Annotated in this window: 16 protein-coding genes and 1 other RNA gene; 6 read left to right on the top strand and 11 right to left on the bottom strand. The window is 59.7% G+C overall.

Going from position 1 to position 16017, the window contains the following annotated elements; all coding sequences use genetic code 11:
• Positions 1-97: 97 nt before the first annotated feature.
• Entirely contained in the window at positions 98-1024 is a 927-nt protein-coding gene (tal, locus tag AC4LFW_RS10040) for a transaldolase (protein ID WP_491818907.1), read from the top strand.
• Here tal and rssC read toward each other — a convergent pair whose 3' ends face one another.
• Both rssC and rssB read right to left on the bottom strand, forming a co-directional pair.
• Positions 1025-1507 carry an anti-sigma factor antagonist RssC gene (rssC, locus tag AC4LFW_RS10045; protein WP_491818908.1) on the bottom strand — a complete coding sequence of 161 codons (483 nt, stop codon included), beginning with the start codon at positions 1505-1507 and terminating at the stop codon, positions 1025-1027.
• The gene (rssB, locus tag AC4LFW_RS10050) at positions 1504-2688 is read right to left on the bottom strand and encodes a two-component system response regulator RssB (protein ID WP_491818909.1); all 1185 of its coding nucleotides are present in this window, start codon (positions 2686-2688) and stop codon (positions 1504-1506) included. The genes rssC and rssB overlap by 4 nt, the downstream gene beginning before the upstream one ends.
• A 205-nt stretch (positions 2689-2893) precedes the next feature.
• On the opposite strand from rssB, the gene AC4LFW_RS10055 reads away from it, so the two are divergent.
• On the top strand, positions 2894-3193 hold the full coding sequence (locus tag AC4LFW_RS10055) for a PilZ domain-containing protein (protein WP_491818910.1): 300 nt from the start codon (positions 2894-2896) through the stop codon (positions 3191-3193).
• A gap of 89 nt (positions 3194-3282) precedes the next feature.
• On the opposite strand, the gene AC4LFW_RS10060 is transcribed toward AC4LFW_RS10055, so the two are convergent.
• Positions 3283-3984 carry an MlaA family lipoprotein gene (locus AC4LFW_RS10060; RefSeq protein WP_491818911.1) on the bottom strand — a complete coding sequence of 234 codons (702 nt, stop codon included), beginning with the start codon at positions 3982-3984 and terminating at the stop codon, positions 3283-3285.
• Positions 3985-4213: 229 nt separating this feature from the next.
• Here AC4LFW_RS10060 and AC4LFW_RS10065 point away from each other — a divergent pair, with 229 nt between their 5' ends.
• On the top strand, positions 4214-4480 hold the full coding sequence (locus AC4LFW_RS10065) for a DUF4404 family protein (RefSeq protein ID WP_491818912.1): 267 nt from the start codon (positions 4214-4216) through the stop codon (positions 4478-4480).
• Between the two features lie 51 nt (positions 4481-4531).
• On the opposite strand, the gene queF is transcribed toward AC4LFW_RS10065, so the two are convergent.
• From queF to AC4LFW_RS10085, 4 genes are all read right to left on the bottom strand, one after another.
• Positions 4532-5362, bottom strand: a complete 831-nt coding sequence (gene queF, locus AC4LFW_RS10070) for an NADPH-dependent 7-cyano-7-deazaguanine reductase QueF (protein WP_491818913.1) — start codon at positions 5360-5362, stop codon at positions 4532-4534.
• A 136-nt stretch (positions 5363-5498) separates the two neighbouring features.
• A complete protein-coding gene (locus tag AC4LFW_RS10075; protein WP_491818914.1) occupies positions 5499-6278 on the bottom strand; it encodes an ABC transporter permease in 780 nt (259 codons plus the stop codon).
• Positions 6275-7207, bottom strand: a complete 933-nt coding sequence (locus tag AC4LFW_RS10080) for an ABC transporter ATP-binding protein (RefSeq protein ID WP_491818915.1) — start codon at positions 7205-7207, stop codon at positions 6275-6277. The genes AC4LFW_RS10075 and AC4LFW_RS10080 overlap by 4 nt, the downstream gene beginning before the upstream one ends.
• Before the next feature lie 230 nt (positions 7208-7437).
• Positions 7438-8187, bottom strand: a complete 750-nt coding sequence (locus AC4LFW_RS10085; RefSeq protein WP_491818916.1) for a spermidine synthase — start codon at positions 8185-8187, stop codon at positions 7438-7440.
• A gap of 116 nt (positions 8188-8303) precedes the next feature.
• Between AC4LFW_RS10085 and AC4LFW_RS10090 the strand changes: the two genes are divergently transcribed.
• Positions 8304-9653 (top strand): class II 3-deoxy-7-phosphoheptulonate synthase, encoded by a 1350-nt coding sequence (locus tag AC4LFW_RS10090; RefSeq protein WP_491818917.1) that lies wholly within the window; start codon positions 8304-8306, stop codon positions 9651-9653.
• 150 nt (positions 9654-9803) lie between these two features.
• Positions 9804-11252 carry an SLC13 family permease gene (locus AC4LFW_RS10095; RefSeq protein WP_491818918.1) on the top strand — a complete coding sequence of 483 codons (1449 nt, stop codon included), beginning with the start codon at positions 9804-9806 and terminating at the stop codon, positions 11250-11252.
• A 71-nt stretch (positions 11253-11323) separates the two neighbouring features.
• Here the strand turns inward: AC4LFW_RS10095 and efp are convergent, their stop codons facing one another.
• The 3 genes from efp to ffs all read right to left on the bottom strand — a co-directional run bounded on the left by efp (position 11324) and on the right by ffs (position 13414).
• On the bottom strand, positions 11324-11890 hold the full coding sequence (efp, locus tag AC4LFW_RS10100; RefSeq protein ID WP_491818919.1) for an elongation factor P: 567 nt from the start codon (positions 11888-11890) through the stop codon (positions 11324-11326).
• 43 nt (positions 11891-11933) lie between these two features.
• Positions 11934-13073, bottom strand: a complete 1140-nt coding sequence (gene earP, locus AC4LFW_RS10105) for an elongation factor P maturation arginine rhamnosyltransferase EarP (protein ID WP_491818920.1) — start codon at positions 13071-13073, stop codon at positions 11934-11936.
• A 244-nt stretch (positions 13074-13317) separates the two neighbouring features.
• Positions 13318-13414: signal recognition particle sRNA small type (gene ffs, locus AC4LFW_RS10110), an RNA gene on the bottom strand.
• Between the two features lie 366 nt (positions 13415-13780).
• Between ffs and AC4LFW_RS10115 the strand changes: the two genes are divergently transcribed.
• Complete coding sequence (locus tag AC4LFW_RS10115; protein ID WP_491818921.1) at positions 13781-14767, top strand: NAD(P)/FAD-dependent oxidoreductase; 987 nt, start codon at positions 13781-13783, stop codon at positions 14765-14767.
• 66 nt (positions 14768-14833) lie between these two features.
• Here the strand turns inward: AC4LFW_RS10115 and AC4LFW_RS10120 are convergent, their stop codons facing one another.
• Positions 14834-15766, bottom strand: coding sequence for a ZIP family metal transporter (locus tag AC4LFW_RS10120; protein WP_491818922.1), 933 nt, complete (start codon positions 15764-15766; stop codon positions 14834-14836).
• Positions 15767-16017 lie beyond the last annotated feature (251 nt).

Here is a 16017-nt window from a genome sequence, read left to right on the forward strand (position 1 = left end):
TTTTCCAATCCAAGTGCTGTTCGCCTGCTCCATATGTATCAATCGGTCCGGCAGTCTTCGGGCCGCGTCATGCCAACTCAGAGGATAGAGCGCTCTCATGACATCCAAGCTGGAACAACTCAAGCAGTTCACCACCGTCGTCGCCGACACCGGGGACCTCGATGCCATCGCCCGCCTGAAGCCGGTGGACGCCACTACCAATCCTTCCTTGCTGCTCAAAGCTGCATCCCTGCCCCGCTACGCCGAGCATCTGCAGGCAGCCATGGCAGGTTGCGGCGGTGACATTGGCCTGGGTTGCGACATGTTCGCCGTTGCTGTCGGCCAGGAAGTGCTGAAACTGATTCCCGGCCGAGTCTCTACCGAGGTCGATGCGCGTCTGTCGTTCGATACCCAGACCATGGTCCAGCGGGGCGAACGGCTGGTCGGCCTCTATGAACAGGCCGGCGTATCCAGGGATCGTGTTCTGATCAAGCTAGCCTCGACCTGGGAAGGCATCCGGGCCGCCGAACAGCTGGAGAAATCCGGCATACAGACCAACCTGACATTGCTGTTCAGCTTCAGCCAGGCAGTTGCCTGCGCCGAAGCGGGCGTGTTCCTGATCTCACCGTTCGTAGGGCGCATTTATGATTGGTATAAAAAGCAGGAAGGTCGCGATTACGTCGGAGCCGAAGATCCCGGCGTCCAGTCGGTGAGCCGCATTTACGACTACTACAAGACGCACGGCTACAACACGGTGGTAATGGGTGCGAGTTTCCGTAATGCAGGTCAAATCGAAGCGCTGGCAGGCTGTGATCGGCTGACCATCAGCCCTGAACTGCTAAGCCAGCTTGCCCAGGAAGAAGGACCGCTGGAACGAAAACTGGAGCCTGGTCGCCCTTCCGAACCACGCATCTCGATGGACGAGCGCAGCTTCCGTTGGGGTTTGAACGAAGATCCTATGGCGACCGAGAAACTGGCCGAAGGCATCCGTCAATTCGCGCGGGATCAGGAAAAACTGGAAGCGCTGCTGCCCACCAAACTCTGATCAGGAGCGCTCCAGCGCTGTCACGAGGTCGCGAAAGGCCTCGCGATTGGAGTCGTTGAGGCTCATCAGGATGCGATGAGCCTCAAGCACTTTATTTTTGACTACTTCTTCAGACTGATCCTGACTGGGCAGGTCCGACAGCTGCTCAGGCGATGGCAGCGGCTGGTCGACAATATTGAACACCTGATCGAACCCCATCGACTGTAACAAGCGGGTGATGTCGGCGTGCGTGGTGACCAACGTCGGCAACATTCCAACTTTCTGCCTGGACAGGATTGAGAGTTTCGCCAGCAGGCCCAGCGTTGTGCTGTCGATACTGCGGCTCTCGGTGAGGTCGATAACGATCGAAGAGAAATTCAGTGACGAGAAGATCTTCTCGATGGTCGCGTCCAGTGCCGAGCACAGCGTCAAACGAATTTCGCCAACGAATTTCAGAACGAACGTGCCGTCCTGCTCGGCGAACTGGATCTTACCCGTGCTCATGCCAGGTTCCTGCTCAAGACCAGCAACGCAATATCATCGGGCATATCCTCCAGATCGGCCAAGCCAAAGACTTGCCGAAGCCCATCGAGCGTACCGCCGGCATTGGAAATCAACCCAGGCAATCCGGCTTCCTTGTCTTTGAGCGTGTCGCCGGGCAAAAGGTCCAGAATGCCATCAGAAAGCAAGGTCAGGCTGAAGGACTCAGGCAATTCGATCTCATAGTTATCGTAGGTCGCTTCGACAAACAGGCCAACCGGCAAGCCTTTACCATCCAGATACCGTGCATGCTCGCCGGTGTACAAAACAGGCATCGGCAGGTGACCACCAATGCTGTAATGCAGAAGGTTGCGCTCCTGATCGATGACCCCTCCAAGCATGGTGACGTGCTTACCCAGCTTGCAGTTGATCAATCCACGATTGATGTGATCAAGCACCTCTGAGGGCTTGAACTCCCGTAACGCCCTGCCGCGCCGCGATTCATAAAGCAACCGCGTGGTCATGAACTTGAGCAGGACGGTGACGAATGCTGACGACGCGCCATGGCCCGAGACATCGGCCAGATAGAAACCTATACGATGCTCATCCACTCTGAAGTAATCGACGAAGTCACCGGACAGATAGAGCGAAGGAATGATCTGATGCGCGAACTGAAAGTCGTCAATGTTGCAGGGTGTTACCGGCAGCATGTTCATCTGCACCTGGCGACCGGCGTCCTGGTCTTCCTGCAGCAGATGCAGGCTGGCCTGCAGGTCGCGATTGGCCGTTTCCAGTTGTTCGCGGTACCGCCGGTTTTCCAGGCGCAAGCGTGAACGATCCAATGCCCGGCGAACCGAGTGCTCCAACATGGCCAGGTCTTCGAGAGGCTTGATCAGGTAGTCGGCGGCGCCGAGTCGCAGAGCTTCCACTGCGTCACTCATGACACCGGCACCAGACACCACGATGACCGGGAGATCGACCTGTCGTTCACTGATCAGGCGAATCAGTTCCAGGCCATCCATCTGCGGCATGCGCAGGTCGCAGATCACCAACTCAGGGTGTTCGGCATCGAACAGCTCCATGCCTTGCGGTCCGTTGGCGGCTTGCAGGACCTTGAAACCGCTGTCATCGAGATAGGCAGCCAGACTGGCCCGGACCACATCGTCGTCATCAATGATCAACAGCGTCGCGCTTGGGTTATGCATGTTCCTACCAGGCGGTTTCGCCAGGAACCTGGCGAAAGCATCGGCCCGCGCAAGCGCTGGGCAAAGGGGATCTTTTCAAGGCGCAGACGGTACTCCCATACGACATGGGTTTCAAGCCAGGCGCCGTCGAGGCGCCAGCGCTTTACAGCCTCGTTGGGCGAGCGTTATAAGAGTCGACGCAACCAAGACTCAAAGGACTATAAGCATGAGCCAGCGTGACAGGGATTACAGCGAGAAACGCGACTTCATTCGCATGCAGATCGATACACCCATAACCCTTTCGCAGGGCGGGCAGGTCATTCAGGGCGTTTGCCAGGACCTTTCCAGCACGGGCATGCAAGTGCTCGCAGCGACTCAGTTCAACATGGGCGACAGGATCCGTGTCCAGATTCCTTCAGAACACGCTGAACTGAAAGGGCTCGACGCCCAAACTGAAGTGGTGCGCGTCGGCACGAGCGAGGACGGGCGTCAGAGCCTGGGACTGGCCATTCTCTCCATGAGCTGAATGAATCGGCCACACTGAAACGAAAAAGACGGGAGCGCAGTTCACTGCGCTCCCGTCTTTCATATGCGGAACTCGCTGAAAGGAATCGACTAGAAGTCGTCTTCCACCTGCCCATCCTGGGTACGGAACTCGCGATTCTGCAGATAGGCGTTACGCACGAAGATATACCTGTCGCCGGTAATCATCTTTTCTGCTGATAACAACTCGGCACGCAGATCAACGACGTCGATAGCGCGCGTGACGTTACGCGTCGGTATGTGGTCGATGTAGGGATAAGGTTGCAGGTACGCGTCGGGCACCCGGCCGGCCGCGTCACGGACAGTGCTGGGGCCAAGCAGAGGCAGCACGACATAGGGGCCGCTACCCAACCCCCAGGCGCCGAGGGTCTGCCCGAAATCCTCATCATTCTTCTGCAACCCCATCGGGGTCGCTACGTCGAAGAAGCCGAGCACCCCAAAGGTGGTGTTGAACAGGATGCGACTGGTGTCGATGCCGGCGTCGCGGACCTTGCCCTGAAGCAGATCGTTGGTGAGCACCACTACGTCGCCCAGGTTGCTGAAGACATTGCCAATGCCATCTTCGACAAAGTTTGGCGTAACCTTTTGATAGCCTTGAGCCAGCGGCTTGAGGGTATAGGTGTCCACCTTATCGTTGAATCTGAACACCAGCCGGTTGAAGCTCTCCCAGGGATCTTCTTCGGCGGCCTGTAGCGAGGAGGCCCCAAGTGCGGCCAGCGCTGCTACGAGCGTGACTCTTAAAAAGCCCATCCAGTCCTTGCCGAACACTCGCATCGCTGCCTTCCTCATGTCGATTGGTGATATCTGCCAGCCAGCGCGGCAGTATAAGGCCATTTCAGCAAAATCCGGCAGCGGGTGGACGCGCGGCCGAAAGAAGCCGGCCGGTATAGCGCAGCGAACTTCACCCAGGCCCATCCGTCTTACGACAGACAATCGCGGGCTGCTGGTTTAACCTCCATGCATCGGCCCCAGTGCCGCAAGAAAACCATCAGAGGGAAGCAACATGCCGGAACATGATCTGCAGTCGCAGCTTGCCGAGCTGCGTAGTCAGCTGGCTCAGGACACGCCACTGACCGAGGAAGAACGTGCTGAGCTGCAACTGATCGCCCAGGACATCGAACTGCGTCTGGCCAACCAGGGTGTCGTCGATCAGAACGATTCACTGGTCGATGGCGTCAACCTCGCAGTGGAGCGATTCGAGGTTAGCCACCCGAACACCGCGATGACGCTGCGCAACATCATGCAGACGTTGGCGAACATGGGGATCTGAGACAGGCGATAACTCGTTCGAGCGAGGCGCCGTCCTCGCTCGAACAGCCTGCTACTGACGTACCAGCCGACCGTTGCTCGGCACCAGAGACTCGCTGCTTCGGTAAGGATTGATATCCAACCCGCCCCTGCGAACGTAGCGTGCATATACGCTCAATCGCGCAGGCGCCATCAAACGCTGCAGATCAAGAAAGATGCGCTCGACGCATTGTTCATGAAAATCCGCGTGCTGACGAAAGCTCACCAGATACGCCAACAAACTCCCGGGGTCCAGCGCAGGGCCCTGATAATCGATTACCACGGTTCCCCAATCCGGCTGGCCGGTCACTGGGCAATTGGATTTGAGCAGGTGGCTGTAGAGGCGCTCCTCAACCATCCGTCCAGCATCGCAGCGCAGCAGCTCCGCACGTGGCGAGTCATAGTTATCGATGCTGATATCCAGATCGTCGATACAGCGCCCTGACAGCTGCGCGATACCCTCGGCTGCCGCTTCGTCCAGCGATTTCAAACAGACACCAACCGGCTTGCCAGCTGCGGCAGACAGATCCTTGGTCATGACCTCGACCAAGGCGTCACGACTGGCAAATACCGATTGATTGAGCGAGTTTAGATAGAGCTTGAATGACTTGGATTCGATGATATTCGGCGAATCAGCTGGAATGCTGAACTCACCGATGGCAACCACCGGCTTGCCGGACGGCAGCAGCCAGGACAGCTCATAGCAATTCCATATGTCCACGCCGCGGTAAGGCAGCGTTTCGGCAGTCAGTCCCAGCTCAGCCCACTTAGGCTCGCGAGAGATGGGAAACAGCTGCTCCGGACTGTAGGTGGCAATGTAAGCGCTGGTCTTGCCCAGCGGAGAATGTTCGGCAGGATGCTGCATCTCGGGGACCTGTACGAAAAACGACCGCAAGTGTATCCACTTGCAGCCAGTTTTTCACGGCAAAGTCGTGCCAGGCCCAGGCTGTCCTGCCAGCCAGCTCACCTTCAACCCAGCGGAACCAAACTGGACCTCGCCGTCACTGGCGCATGCCACGGCCGCTATTCAACAGCCGTATACACCAGAGGTACATCACGATCGCGGCGACCGCCATGAAAGTGATGGCTATCCCGATGCGGATATCCGAGACCCCGAGGATGCCGTAGCGGAACGCATTGACCATGTGCAGGATAGGGTTTGCCAACGACAGCGTCTGCCAGAACGGCGAGAGCAGATGAATCGAATAGAACACCCCACCAAGGTAGGTCAGCGGTGTCAGGACAAACGTCGGGATGATGGAGATGTCATCGAAATTTCGCGCAAATACGGCGTTGATGAAGCCACCCAGCGCGAAGATGGTCGACGTCAGCGTGATCACCAGCAGCGTTACCCCAAGGTGATGCACCTGCAGATCGGTAAAGAACATCGACAACAGTGTCACGATCAGTGCCACGGCCAATCCGCGAGTGATACCGCCCAGGGCGAAGCCGATGAGGATCACGTGGGGCGATACCGGCGAAACCAGCAGCTCTTCGATCGAACGCTGAAATTTACTGCTGAAAAAACTCGAGACGACGTTGCTGTAGGAGTTGGTGATCACCGACATCATGATCAGCCCGGGCACGATGTACTGCATGTAGGTAAAGCCGTCCATCTCACCGATGCGCTCACCGATGAGATTGCCGAAGATCACGAAGTACAACACCATCGTGATTGCCGGGGGCAGCAGGGTCTGTGGCCAGATGCGCGTATAACGCCGGATTTCGCGATGCACGATGGTCTGCAACGCCACGAGGTTCGGGCGGAGTTCAGCGTTCATTGGGCCACCTTGGGCAGGTTGTTTTCCACCATCGACACGAACAGCTCCTCCAGCCGGTTGGTCTTGTTGCGCAGGCTCAGCACCTCGATGCCCTGCGCCGAGAGCATGCGGAACAGCTCGGTCACGCCCTGGCTCTTCTCGACCTGCACCTCCAGCGTATGGTGATCGACCAGGCGCGCCGGATACGGCCCCAGCTCCGGGGGTACCAACTGCGACTCCTTGAGGTCGAGCAGGAAGGTCTCGACGTGCAATTGCTTGAGCAGCTCACGCATGCTGGTGTTCTTGACGATCTGGCCGTGGTCGATGATGCCGATATTGCGGCATAGCTGTTCGGCCTCTTCCAGGTAATGCGTGGTCAGGATGATGGTGATGCCTTCCCGGTTGAGCTCGGTCAGGAAGGACCACATCGAGCGGCGCAGTTCGATATCGACCCCAGCGGTAGGTTCGTCGAGGATCAGCAATCGCGGCCGGTGGATCAGCGCACGCGCAATCATCAGGCGTCGCTTCATGCCACCCGACAGCATCCGCGAGGAGACATCGCGCTTATCCCAGAGGCCCAGCTGGTTGAGGTACTGCTCGGCGCGCTCCTTGGCGACTTTCGCCGGGATGCCGTAGTAGCCGGCCTGGGTGACCAGGATGTCGAACGCCTTCTCGAACTGGTTGAAGTTGAATTCCTGCGGCACCACGCCGAGGCAGCGTTTGAGGCCGCTGGGGTCGCGATCCAGGTCATGGCCGAACACTTTGACCGTGCCGCCAGACTTATTCACCAGTGTCGAAAGAATGCCGATGGTGGTCGACTTGCCGGCCCCGTTGGGCCCGAGCAACGCAAAGAAGTCGCCTTCGGCCACGTCGAGGTCGATGCCCTTGAGGGCCTGGAAGCCGTTTCCGTAAATTTTGGTCAACTGCCGAATAGACAGAGCAGTAGTCATATAGAAGTGCACACAACGCGAAAGGTGATGAGTAGATAAGGGCACGCTGACTGGATTGCAACGCCTCTCAGCTGGCTTTGCCGTAATGGGCCGGATTTACGGGGTTTTGATCGAGCGCCGGCCAGGTGCAAAACCAATCCCTCGAGGACACATCGAACCGAGTATCGGTCGCGTGGCATCGTGCTTCCGCCCCGCACAGTGCATGACCGCTCGTCGTACACCGGCAGGCTTTAGCTCGCCGGCCGTATCGCGCTGATAAGCGAATCGAGCGAGTAACCGAGACGCGGCGCCAGCCTTGCGGCACGGGCCCGCAGACCGCTCTCATCAAGTGTCTGTTCCAGATCGGCCGGGACAAACAGCACCACGTTACCCTCCTTCACCGGACATTCCCAATAGTGACGATGAAACAGGCCGCGCAGCAACGCGGCACCCAGGGGCTTGTCTTCGTCGGTACCCCACTGATTAATGATCAGCCAGCCGCCTGGATTGAGCTTCTGCTGGCATCTCTCCAAAAATCCCCAGGCCAGGTGTGCCGCGGCCGGCCCGATATCGGTATACAGGTCGACGAACACGAGGTCGGCCGTCTCGGCCGAATCCAGCAACTCAACCGCATCACCAATGCGGATGAACAACCGCGGGTCGTCCTGCAGGCCAAGGTAGCGCATGGCGAGCTCCGGCACGTCCGGGCGCAGTTCGATAGCCTCGACATCTTCGACCGGCAGGAATTCGAGACATGCCTGCGTCAGCGTGCCTGCCCCGAGCCCCAGGAACAGCGCAGTCTCCGGCGCCTGGTGAAGGAGCCCACCCATGAGCATGGCGCGGGTGTAGTCGTACTCCAACCAACTTGGATCATGGGTGAAGACGCAGCTCTGTTCGACGGCCGCCCCAAACTCGAGAAAGCGGTAATCACCGACCTCCAGCACACGTATCAGACCGAAGGCGTCGGTCACTTCAGCCAGCAACACTTCCTGCTTGTCCATCGGTAATCACCTCAAACCATGCCGCATGTTAACAGCCCGATCGCTTGGAACTATCAGCGGCGCCCCGGCGCATCAGGTAAAATCGGCGCCACTTTCAAGCAACGGGATAAAGACGGATGAACCAGGCCTGGAGCCCCACGAGCTGGAGAAACAAACCCATCCAGCAACAGCCGGTCTATCCGGATGCCGAGCATCTGGAGCGCGTCGAAGCAAACCTGGCGAGCCTGCCTCCCTTGGTATTTGCCGGCGAAGCCCGCGAGTTGCGCCGGCAGTTCGCTGAAGTTACCCAGGGCCGTGCGTTTCTGCTTCAGGGCGGGGACTGCGCCGAAAGCTTCGCCGAATTTTCCGCACCCAAGATCCGTGACACCTTCAAGGTGCTGCTGCAGATGGCCGTGGTGATGACATTTGCCGCCGGGTGCCCGGTGATAAAGGTCGGTCGCATGGCCGGGCAGTTCGCCAAGCCGCGCTCGTCTGATGACGAGACCATTGATGGCGTCACCCTCCCCGCCTACCGCGGCGATATCGTCAACGGCATTAGCTTCGACGAGAAGAGCCGCGTCCCGGACCCGGAGCGGCTGTTGCAGGCCTATCACCAGTCAACTGCAAGTCTGAACCTGCTGCGCGCCTTCGCCCAGGGCGGCTTTGCCGACCTGCATCAGGTCCACCAATGGAACCTGGATTTCATCGCCAATTCGCAGATGGCAGAAAAGTATCATCAGCTGGGTGCACGTATCGACCAGGCGCTGAGATTCATGCGCGCCTGTGGCATGGACAATGCCCCACAGCTGCGCGAGACCAGTTTCTTCACCGCCCACGAGGCGCTGTTGCTCAACTACGAACAGGCGTTCGTCCGTCAGGACAGCCTCAGCGGCGGCTGGTACGACTGTTCGGCGCACATGCTCTGGATCGGCGACCGCACGCGTCAGCTGGACGGCGCCCATGTGGAATTTCTGCGCGGCGTGGGCAACCCCATCGGTGTCAAGGTCGGGCCGAGCATGGACAGCGAAGAGCTGATCCGCCTGATCGATACACTCAACCCTGACAATGACCCGGGCCGTCTGAACCTCATCGTGCGGATGGGCGCAGACAAGGTCGAGGCCGGGCTGCCCCGGTTGATCCAGACCGTGCAGGCCGAGGGTCGTCAGGTGCTGTGGAGCTCCGATCCCATGCACGGCAATACCATGAAGGCCTCCAGCGGCTACAAGACGCGGGATTTCGCCCGAGTGCTGGCCGAGGTTCGGCAGTTCTTCGAGGTGCACCGGGCCGAAGGTAGCTATCCGGGCGGCATCCATATCGAAATGACCGGCCAGAACGTTACCGAATGCATTGGGGGCGCGCGGCCGATTACCGAAGATGGCCTCTCCGACCGCTACCATACCCATTGCGATCCACGTCTCAACGCCGACCAGTCGCTTGAACTCGCGTTCCTTATTGCCGAGACGCTGAAGCAGGTACGCCCTGACTGACAGCCGCCCTTCGTTGGCACCGGGCCTGCCCTTATCGGCCACAGGTGCCATCAACGGCGCTGGAAGAAACGAACCCACACCGCTCCTGTCCGCCTAATGAGAGTGGCCACTACCAACAGGGTCGAGGGCTGCGCTAATCAGAGGACAACCATGACGGAATCATCTCAAACCAAAGGTGCGGTGCTCGCCGCATGGATCGGTCTGATTGTCGGGCCGCTGCTTCTGCTTCTATGCCTGCTGACGGATCCACCAGCTGGCTTATCCGACAAAGCCTGGCTTACCGTAGGCCTCGCCGCGCTGATGGCTGTCTGGTGGTCCACCGAGGCCATTCCCATCCCCGTAACCTCGCTGTTGCCGATCCTGCTGATCCCCGTGCTGGGAATCGATACCTTGGCCAAGGCCACTGCTCCCTATGCGAACCCGACGATTTTCCTGTTCCTTGGCGGCTTCTTGCTCGGACTGGCCATGCAGCGCTGGAACCTCCACAGGCGCATCGCCCTGATGACGCTGCTGGCAATGGGCAACCAGCCCAGTCGCCAGATTGCCGGTTTCATGATCGCAACCGCGTTCATCAGCATGTGGGTAAGCAACACCGCGACCAGCATCATGATGCTGCCCATCGGCCTCTCGGTGATTGGCCTGCTGGTGGCCGGCAGCGACGAAAAGGAAGGCGGCCGCTTTGCCGTCGCCCTGCTCCTCGGCATCGCCTATGCGGCCAGCGTTGGCGGGATCGCCACGCTCATCGGCACACCACCTAACGCCCTACTGGCCGCCTTCCTGCGGGAGACTTACGACGTGCAGATCGGCTTCGGCCAATGGATGCTGCTGGGGTTGCCGCTGAGCACCGGCATGCTGATCTTTATCTGGTGGTCGCTCACCCGCCGCGGCTTCAAGCTCGCCGGAGGTGACAGCAGGGGCCTGCTGAAAAAGGAAATGACAGAACTCGGGCCAATGTCCCGAGCCGAGAAAATGGTTGCCGTGGTATTCGTCCTGGCTGCGCTGGCCTGGGTCTTCCAGCCGCTTCTGGCCGACATCCTGGACGGTGTGAACGACACCAGCATCGCTGTGGCAGCCGCTATCGCGCTTTTCCTGATTCCGGTTAACCTGCGCGACCGCGTTTTCCTGATGGACTGGGACCAAGCCAACAAGGTGCCCTGGGGGGTTCTGCTGCTGTTCGGGGGCGGCCTTTCCCTTGCAGGAGTGATCGGCGCCTCAGGGCTTGCCGAGTGGATTGCCGGACGTCTCGGCGTCTTCGATGCACTGCCCCTGCTTGCGATGATCGCGCTGGTCGTGGCAGTTATCATTTTTCTCACCGAGATTACATCCAACACCGCGACAGCTGCAGCATTCCTTCCGCTGCTGGGCGCGCTGGCTGTTGCGCAGGGCCTGTCGCCCGAGATGCTGGCGATTCCCGCCGCGGTGGCGGCGAGCTGCGCATTCATGATGCCTGTAGCCACGCCGCCCAACGCCATCGTATTCGGCACCGGTAAGCTGCCAATACAGGAGATGATCAAGGCAGGCTTCGCCCTCAACCTGTTCGGCGTGGTACTGGTTTCGCTGCTTTGCTATTTGCTGGTCGGGTGGATCTGGGGCAGCTGAGTTTCGGGCGTCGAAATGAAAAAGCCCGGCATGTCAGACATGCCGGGCTTCCCTTCCGCCGAGCGAATTGATCAGCCCTTGACGCGGGACTTGTATTCGCCGGTGCGGGTGTCGATCTCGATCGAGTCGCCGATCTCGCAGAACGCAGAAACCTGAAGCTCGGCGCCGTTCTTCAGACGCGCGGTCTTCATGACCTTGCCGGACGTATCGCCCCGGACAGACGGCTCGGTGTACACGATCTCGCGGACGATGGTGTTCGGCAGCTCGACGGAGATCACCTTGTCGTTGTAGAACGTGGCCTCGCAGACATCGGTCATGCCGTCTTCGATGAAGGTCATCACGCCTTCGAGATCGTCTTTCTCGATTTCGTACTGATTGAACTCTTCGTCCATGAAGACGTACAGCGGGTCAGCGAAGTAGGAATAGGTCACTTCCTTGCGATCGAGAATTACCGGCTCAAGCTTGTCATCAGCTTTATATACGGTTTCAGTCGCCGAACCGTTGAGCAGGTTCTTCAGCTTCATCTTGACCACGGCACTGTTACGACCGGACTTGTTGAACTCGGCTTTCTGGATAATCCAGGGCGCGCCGTTGATAACGGCCACTTGGCCGGCACGGAACTCTTGTGCGGTTTTCATACGAACATCCGAATGGAATTAGAGACAAAAAACAGGCCGCGTATCATAGCCAATCTGTGTAAAAAAACACCAGCTTTCCGGCCAGATCGCCGTTGGCGACCTGCTTGTGTGTCCAGCGATCCGCATGGGCCATTAGCTCCGCCTCGTGCTCTAGCAGTGCACGCCAAGCGGCACCGCTGCCAACACCGCAGTTCCAGGCACGCCAGAATTGTCGCAACGCAGCCGTCGGAGCCGGTGGAAGGTCACGCAGGTACAAATCCAGAAAGGCGTTCAGCTTGTCCCAGTGCGCATCCTCCTCTTGCGGGTAGATGTGCCAGACCAGAGGCCGCCCCGCCCACTGCGCACGAATGAAGGACTCTTCGCCGCGTACCGCATTGAAATCACAGCACCAGAGCAACATGTCGTACTGGTTCTGGGTCATGAACGGCAACACCGCGATGCAGAGCGAACCACGAACATGACGTTCGCCGGCCTGCAGCCCCTCGAGCCCCAGCCAGCGAGCGATATCACCAAGCACGCGGCCTTCGGGGACCAGCAGCTGGGTAGGATGCGTATCGACCGCCAACTCATCGAGCCACTCGGCCACCGCGCTGTTTTCGTAAGCGAACAGCGACACCAGCCGCGCACCGGGTTCCACCGTCACATCGAAACTCTGCAGGAACGCCTCTTGCAGCAACGGATCGCCCTGAAAGGCTTCGCGCCGCGCCAGCAGGTCCCCTTCGCGAATCAAGCCGCCTGTGCCCTTCTCGAAGCCGGGAAAAAAGAAGAATTTCTGCAATCCATCGGCCTGCATGGATGGCAATGCATGGCAACCCACAACCCAGTCCTCGGCGCTGAGGTACTCGAGATTGAGCCAGAGGATACGCCGACCGCTCCGAGCCATCGCAGCGACATAGTCGGACGGCAGCTGGCAGGCAAAGGCCTCTATGACCACATCGGCTGGTTCGGCCCCTGGCCACTCGGGTAACCAATGGCATACCTCGACGCCGTCAAGCAGCTGCCGTCCGGCCGTGGCGCTGCTGCCGGGACAGAGTTGGGCAAAGGTATCCAGATCATCAACCCACAGACGAACCTGTTGATCATGTTCGGCCACCAGCTGGCGCGCCAGACGCCAGGTCACGCCAATGTCACCGTAGTTGTCGACGACGACGCAGAATATGTCCCAACGGGCCCTGATCGACAAAGCGTGTCACCTCACAGCTGGGTAGATGGGTGGGCGGTCCTGTCATGCCTGAGCGGCAGCGGACCGGCCTGGCAAAAGCCGGGCTAGACGGCAGATGATCCCTGCAACCTGGGCAAGGCACGAGCGTATGCCTCACCATTTGCATTTCAGCACGCGGCGACCAGTCGCAAAAATGGGCGACACCAGAAAACGTCAGGGATGAAGGCAGGACACTGGAAGGAGTCACGCTTCGTTATGGAGGCAGCCCTACCAGCCACACCCCGGCACACAATGTCACCGCTGCGGCTGCTTCCTTCCGGATCTGACCGGGTTCACGGCTGATCGTTGCGGGGGGACCGGCAGGGCCACCATAACGAAACCCGCCTGGCGGCGAGCGGCGCCATTGTACCGGCTTGCCTCGAAGATACAACCGTTGAATGAAACTCCCCAAGACGAGGCGCCGTGGCCCTCCTCGCCGCTGAGCCAGATCGGCCATGCGAAAGTAGCGAAAAGCACCGGCCCCCTTAGCCACCGTCCGTCAGCTGAGCCAGGCAGAACCTGTTGATTGTGGCCAGACCAGCCCGAACCCCTAGGCAAAACCACCAGTCTGTTTAAGGATAGGAAACGCATCAGCACATGCCGTTCGCGAACAGACGGCATCATGACCGAACGAAACCAGCGCAGTGGTCGTGCAGCGGAGAACTGACGGCGCTAGCAAAGAGGTAAGCATGAGCAGAGCTCCTATCGCAATCGTCGGTACCGGCATGGCCGGTCTGTCGGCGGCCCACGCATTACAGAGCGCCGGACTCGGCGTTCAACTGTTCGACAAGAGTCGGACCATTGGCGGGCGCATGGCAACCAAGCGAAGCGAAGCTGGAACTCTGGATCTTGGTGCGCAATATTTCACCGCTCGCGATCGCCGTTTTACCGAAGCGGTTCTCCAGTGGCAGGCACAGGGTTGGGCCGCCGAATGGTCACCGAATCTGTACCAGGCGCGCGGCGGTCAACTCTCTCCTTCAGCCGACGAGCAGCTGCGCTGGGTTGGCGCCCCTCGGATGGGCGATATAGCGCGGGGCATGCTCGGCGAGATGCCAACCCGACTCGGCTGCCGCATAACTGAAGTGTTTCACGGCGAGCAATTCTGGACGCTGGTTGATGCCGACGGAAACAATCATGGCCCTTTCAGCCAGGTCATCGTTGCGATCCCCGCGCCTCAGGCCAGCACCCTCCTGGCCACGGCGCCAAAACTGGCTGCGGTGGCCGCAAGTGTCGCCATGGAGCCTACCTGGTCGGTGGCACTGGCATTTGCCAAGCCCCTGGAAACCCAACTGGAGGCCTGTTTCGTTCAGGATGACGCGCTTGACTGGGTAGCGCGCCATCGCAGCAAACCCGGACGCGACGACCCGCTCGACAGCTGGGTATTGCATGCAACGAGCGCCTGGAGCCGGCAGCATCTGGATCAACCGAGGGAGGCGATCATCGAACAATTGCATGGCGCATTTGCCGAACTGATCGACTGCATCGTTCCCGCCCCTGAAGTCACGCTTGCTCATCGCTGGCTCTATGCCCGACCCGGCCAATCCCACGAATGGGGCGCCCTGGCTGATGCGCATATCGGCCTGTATGCCTGCGGCGACTGGTGCCTGTCAGGACGGGTGGAAGGTGCCTGGCTCAGCGGCCAGGAAGCCGCGCGCAGGCTGCTGGAGAACCTCTGATCGGCGTTCGGCGTGCATCAGGACATACCTAGCTGCCTTGCGCAGGCTGCGCCGGTTTGATCGGACTCAACCCAGCGCAGTATCCAGGAACATCATCACGGCGAACCCCACCATCAGGCCTAGGGTGGCAGGCGTCTGGTGACCATTGCGGTGCGTCTCGGGAATCACCTCGTGGGAAACCACGAAGATCATCGCGCCCGCAGCCAAACCAAGGCTGACCGGATAAGCGATGGCGAAGCCGCTCGACATGCCGATGCCTACCAGAGCCCCGACCGGCTCGAGCAGCCCGGACGCTATCGCCACCAGCACCGACGCGCGCGCAGACAGGCCTGTCGTGCGCAGCGCCAGCGCAACAGCCAGTCCTTCTGGGATGTCCTGAATGGAGATCGCGGTGGTCAGGGGCAATCCGACGCTCAGGTCTCCCTTGGCAAAACTCACGCCGATGGCCATACCTTCCGGAATGTTGTGCAGTGCGATGGCAAGCACGAACAGCCAGACACGATTAAGGCGCTCGAATTCCGGGCCACGGGGACCGGTGCTTTCATGCTCGTGCGGCGTGAAGTAATCCAGGCCAAGCATGAGCAGCACGCCAAGACCGAGGCCAGCCACAACCGTCAGCGCGGCAGCAGCGCCATTGCCAAACAGCTCGCGCCCGGCTGCCAGCCCCGGCAATATCAGGGAGAACGCGCTGGCTGCCAGCATCATGCCGGCCGCGAAACCAAGCATGCTGTCCTGGGCCCGAGTGGAGATATTCCGCAAGCCAATCGCCAGTAACGCCCCCGCTGCCGTCGCGACGAAACCGGCGCTGCCGCCGAGCATGGCGTAGCGAACATGACTGGCTTCGCTGATCTGGAATGCATTGATGCCACCGGCGATCAGCAGTGCCAGGACCGCAACCGCCGTGGCAGCAAGACTCAGCGTAATCCAGGGACTTGCCTGGGCCTGGGCAAGCCAGACGGAACGTAACGTAGCAGCGGGACTTTGAACAGTTGACGCCATAATCACCTAGTCCTGAAAAAGCGGAACCCATCGTACGCAGCCCCGCTCGGGTCGAGATTACGGCTGCCATGGTCAAACACCAAAACTTGTTCACCGCTATTCGAGTCCAGCAGGTCGCCGATGATTCAACACAGGCTGAATGTCCGTGCAAAGTGCGGTGTCGCGGGGCTTTCGTCTGGTTTCGTGCGGGTCAGATGTGAAGCGACCGTCCGGCGTGTTACTGCATCCGTCGTGCGCCTCGTCGCTTGCGG

Source organism: Stutzerimonas sp. C6.4V (assembly GCF_058536345.1).

Coding starts and splice junctions, on each gene's coding strand:
- tal (WP_491818907.1), top strand. CDS start 98: ATGACATCCAAGCTGGAACAACTCAAGCAGTTCACCACCGTCGTCGCC.
- AC4LFW_RS10065 (WP_491818912.1), top strand. CDS start 4,214: ATGCCGGAACATGATCTGCAGTCGCAGCTTGCCGAGCTGCGTAGTCAG.
- AC4LFW_RS10075 (WP_491818914.1), bottom strand. CDS start 6,278: ATGAACGCTGAACTCCGCCCGAACCTCGTGGCGTTGCAGACCATCGTG.
- AC4LFW_RS10060 (WP_491818911.1), bottom strand. CDS start 3,984: ATGCGAGTGTTCGGCAAGGACTGGATGGGCTTTTTAAGAGTCACGCTC.
- AC4LFW_RS10115 (WP_491818921.1), top strand. CDS start 13,781: ATGAGCAGAGCTCCTATCGCAATCGTCGGTACCGGCATGGCCGGTCTG.
- efp (WP_491818919.1), bottom strand. CDS start 11,890: ATGAAAACCGCACAAGAGTTCCGTGCCGGCCAAGTGGCCGTTATCAAC.
- rssC (WP_491818908.1), bottom strand. CDS start 1,507: ATGAGCACGGGTAAGATCCAGTTCGCCGAGCAGGACGGCACGTTCGTT.
- AC4LFW_RS10055 (WP_491818910.1), top strand. CDS start 2,894: ATGAGCCAGCGTGACAGGGATTACAGCGAGAAACGCGACTTCATTCGC.
- AC4LFW_RS10080 (WP_491818915.1), bottom strand. CDS start 7,207: ATGACTACTGCTCTGTCTATTCGGCAGTTGACCAAAATTTACGGAAAC.
- queF (WP_491818913.1), bottom strand. CDS start 5,362: ATGCAGCATCCTGCCGAACATTCTCCGCTGGGCAAGACCAGCGCTTAC.
- AC4LFW_RS10090 (WP_491818917.1), top strand. CDS start 8,304: ATGAACCAGGCCTGGAGCCCCACGAGCTGGAGAAACAAACCCATCCAG.
- AC4LFW_RS10120 (WP_491818922.1), bottom strand. CDS start 15,766: ATGGCGTCAACTGTTCAAAGTCCCGCTGCTACGTTACGTTCCGTCTGG.
- rssB (WP_491818909.1), bottom strand. CDS start 2,688: ATGCATAACCCAAGCGCGACGCTGTTGATCATTGATGACGACGATGTG.
- AC4LFW_RS10085 (WP_491818916.1), bottom strand. CDS start 8,187: ATGGACAAGCAGGAAGTGTTGCTGGCTGAAGTGACCGACGCCTTCGGT.
- AC4LFW_RS10095 (WP_491818918.1), top strand. CDS start 9,804: ATGACGGAATCATCTCAAACCAAAGGTGCGGTGCTCGCCGCATGGATC.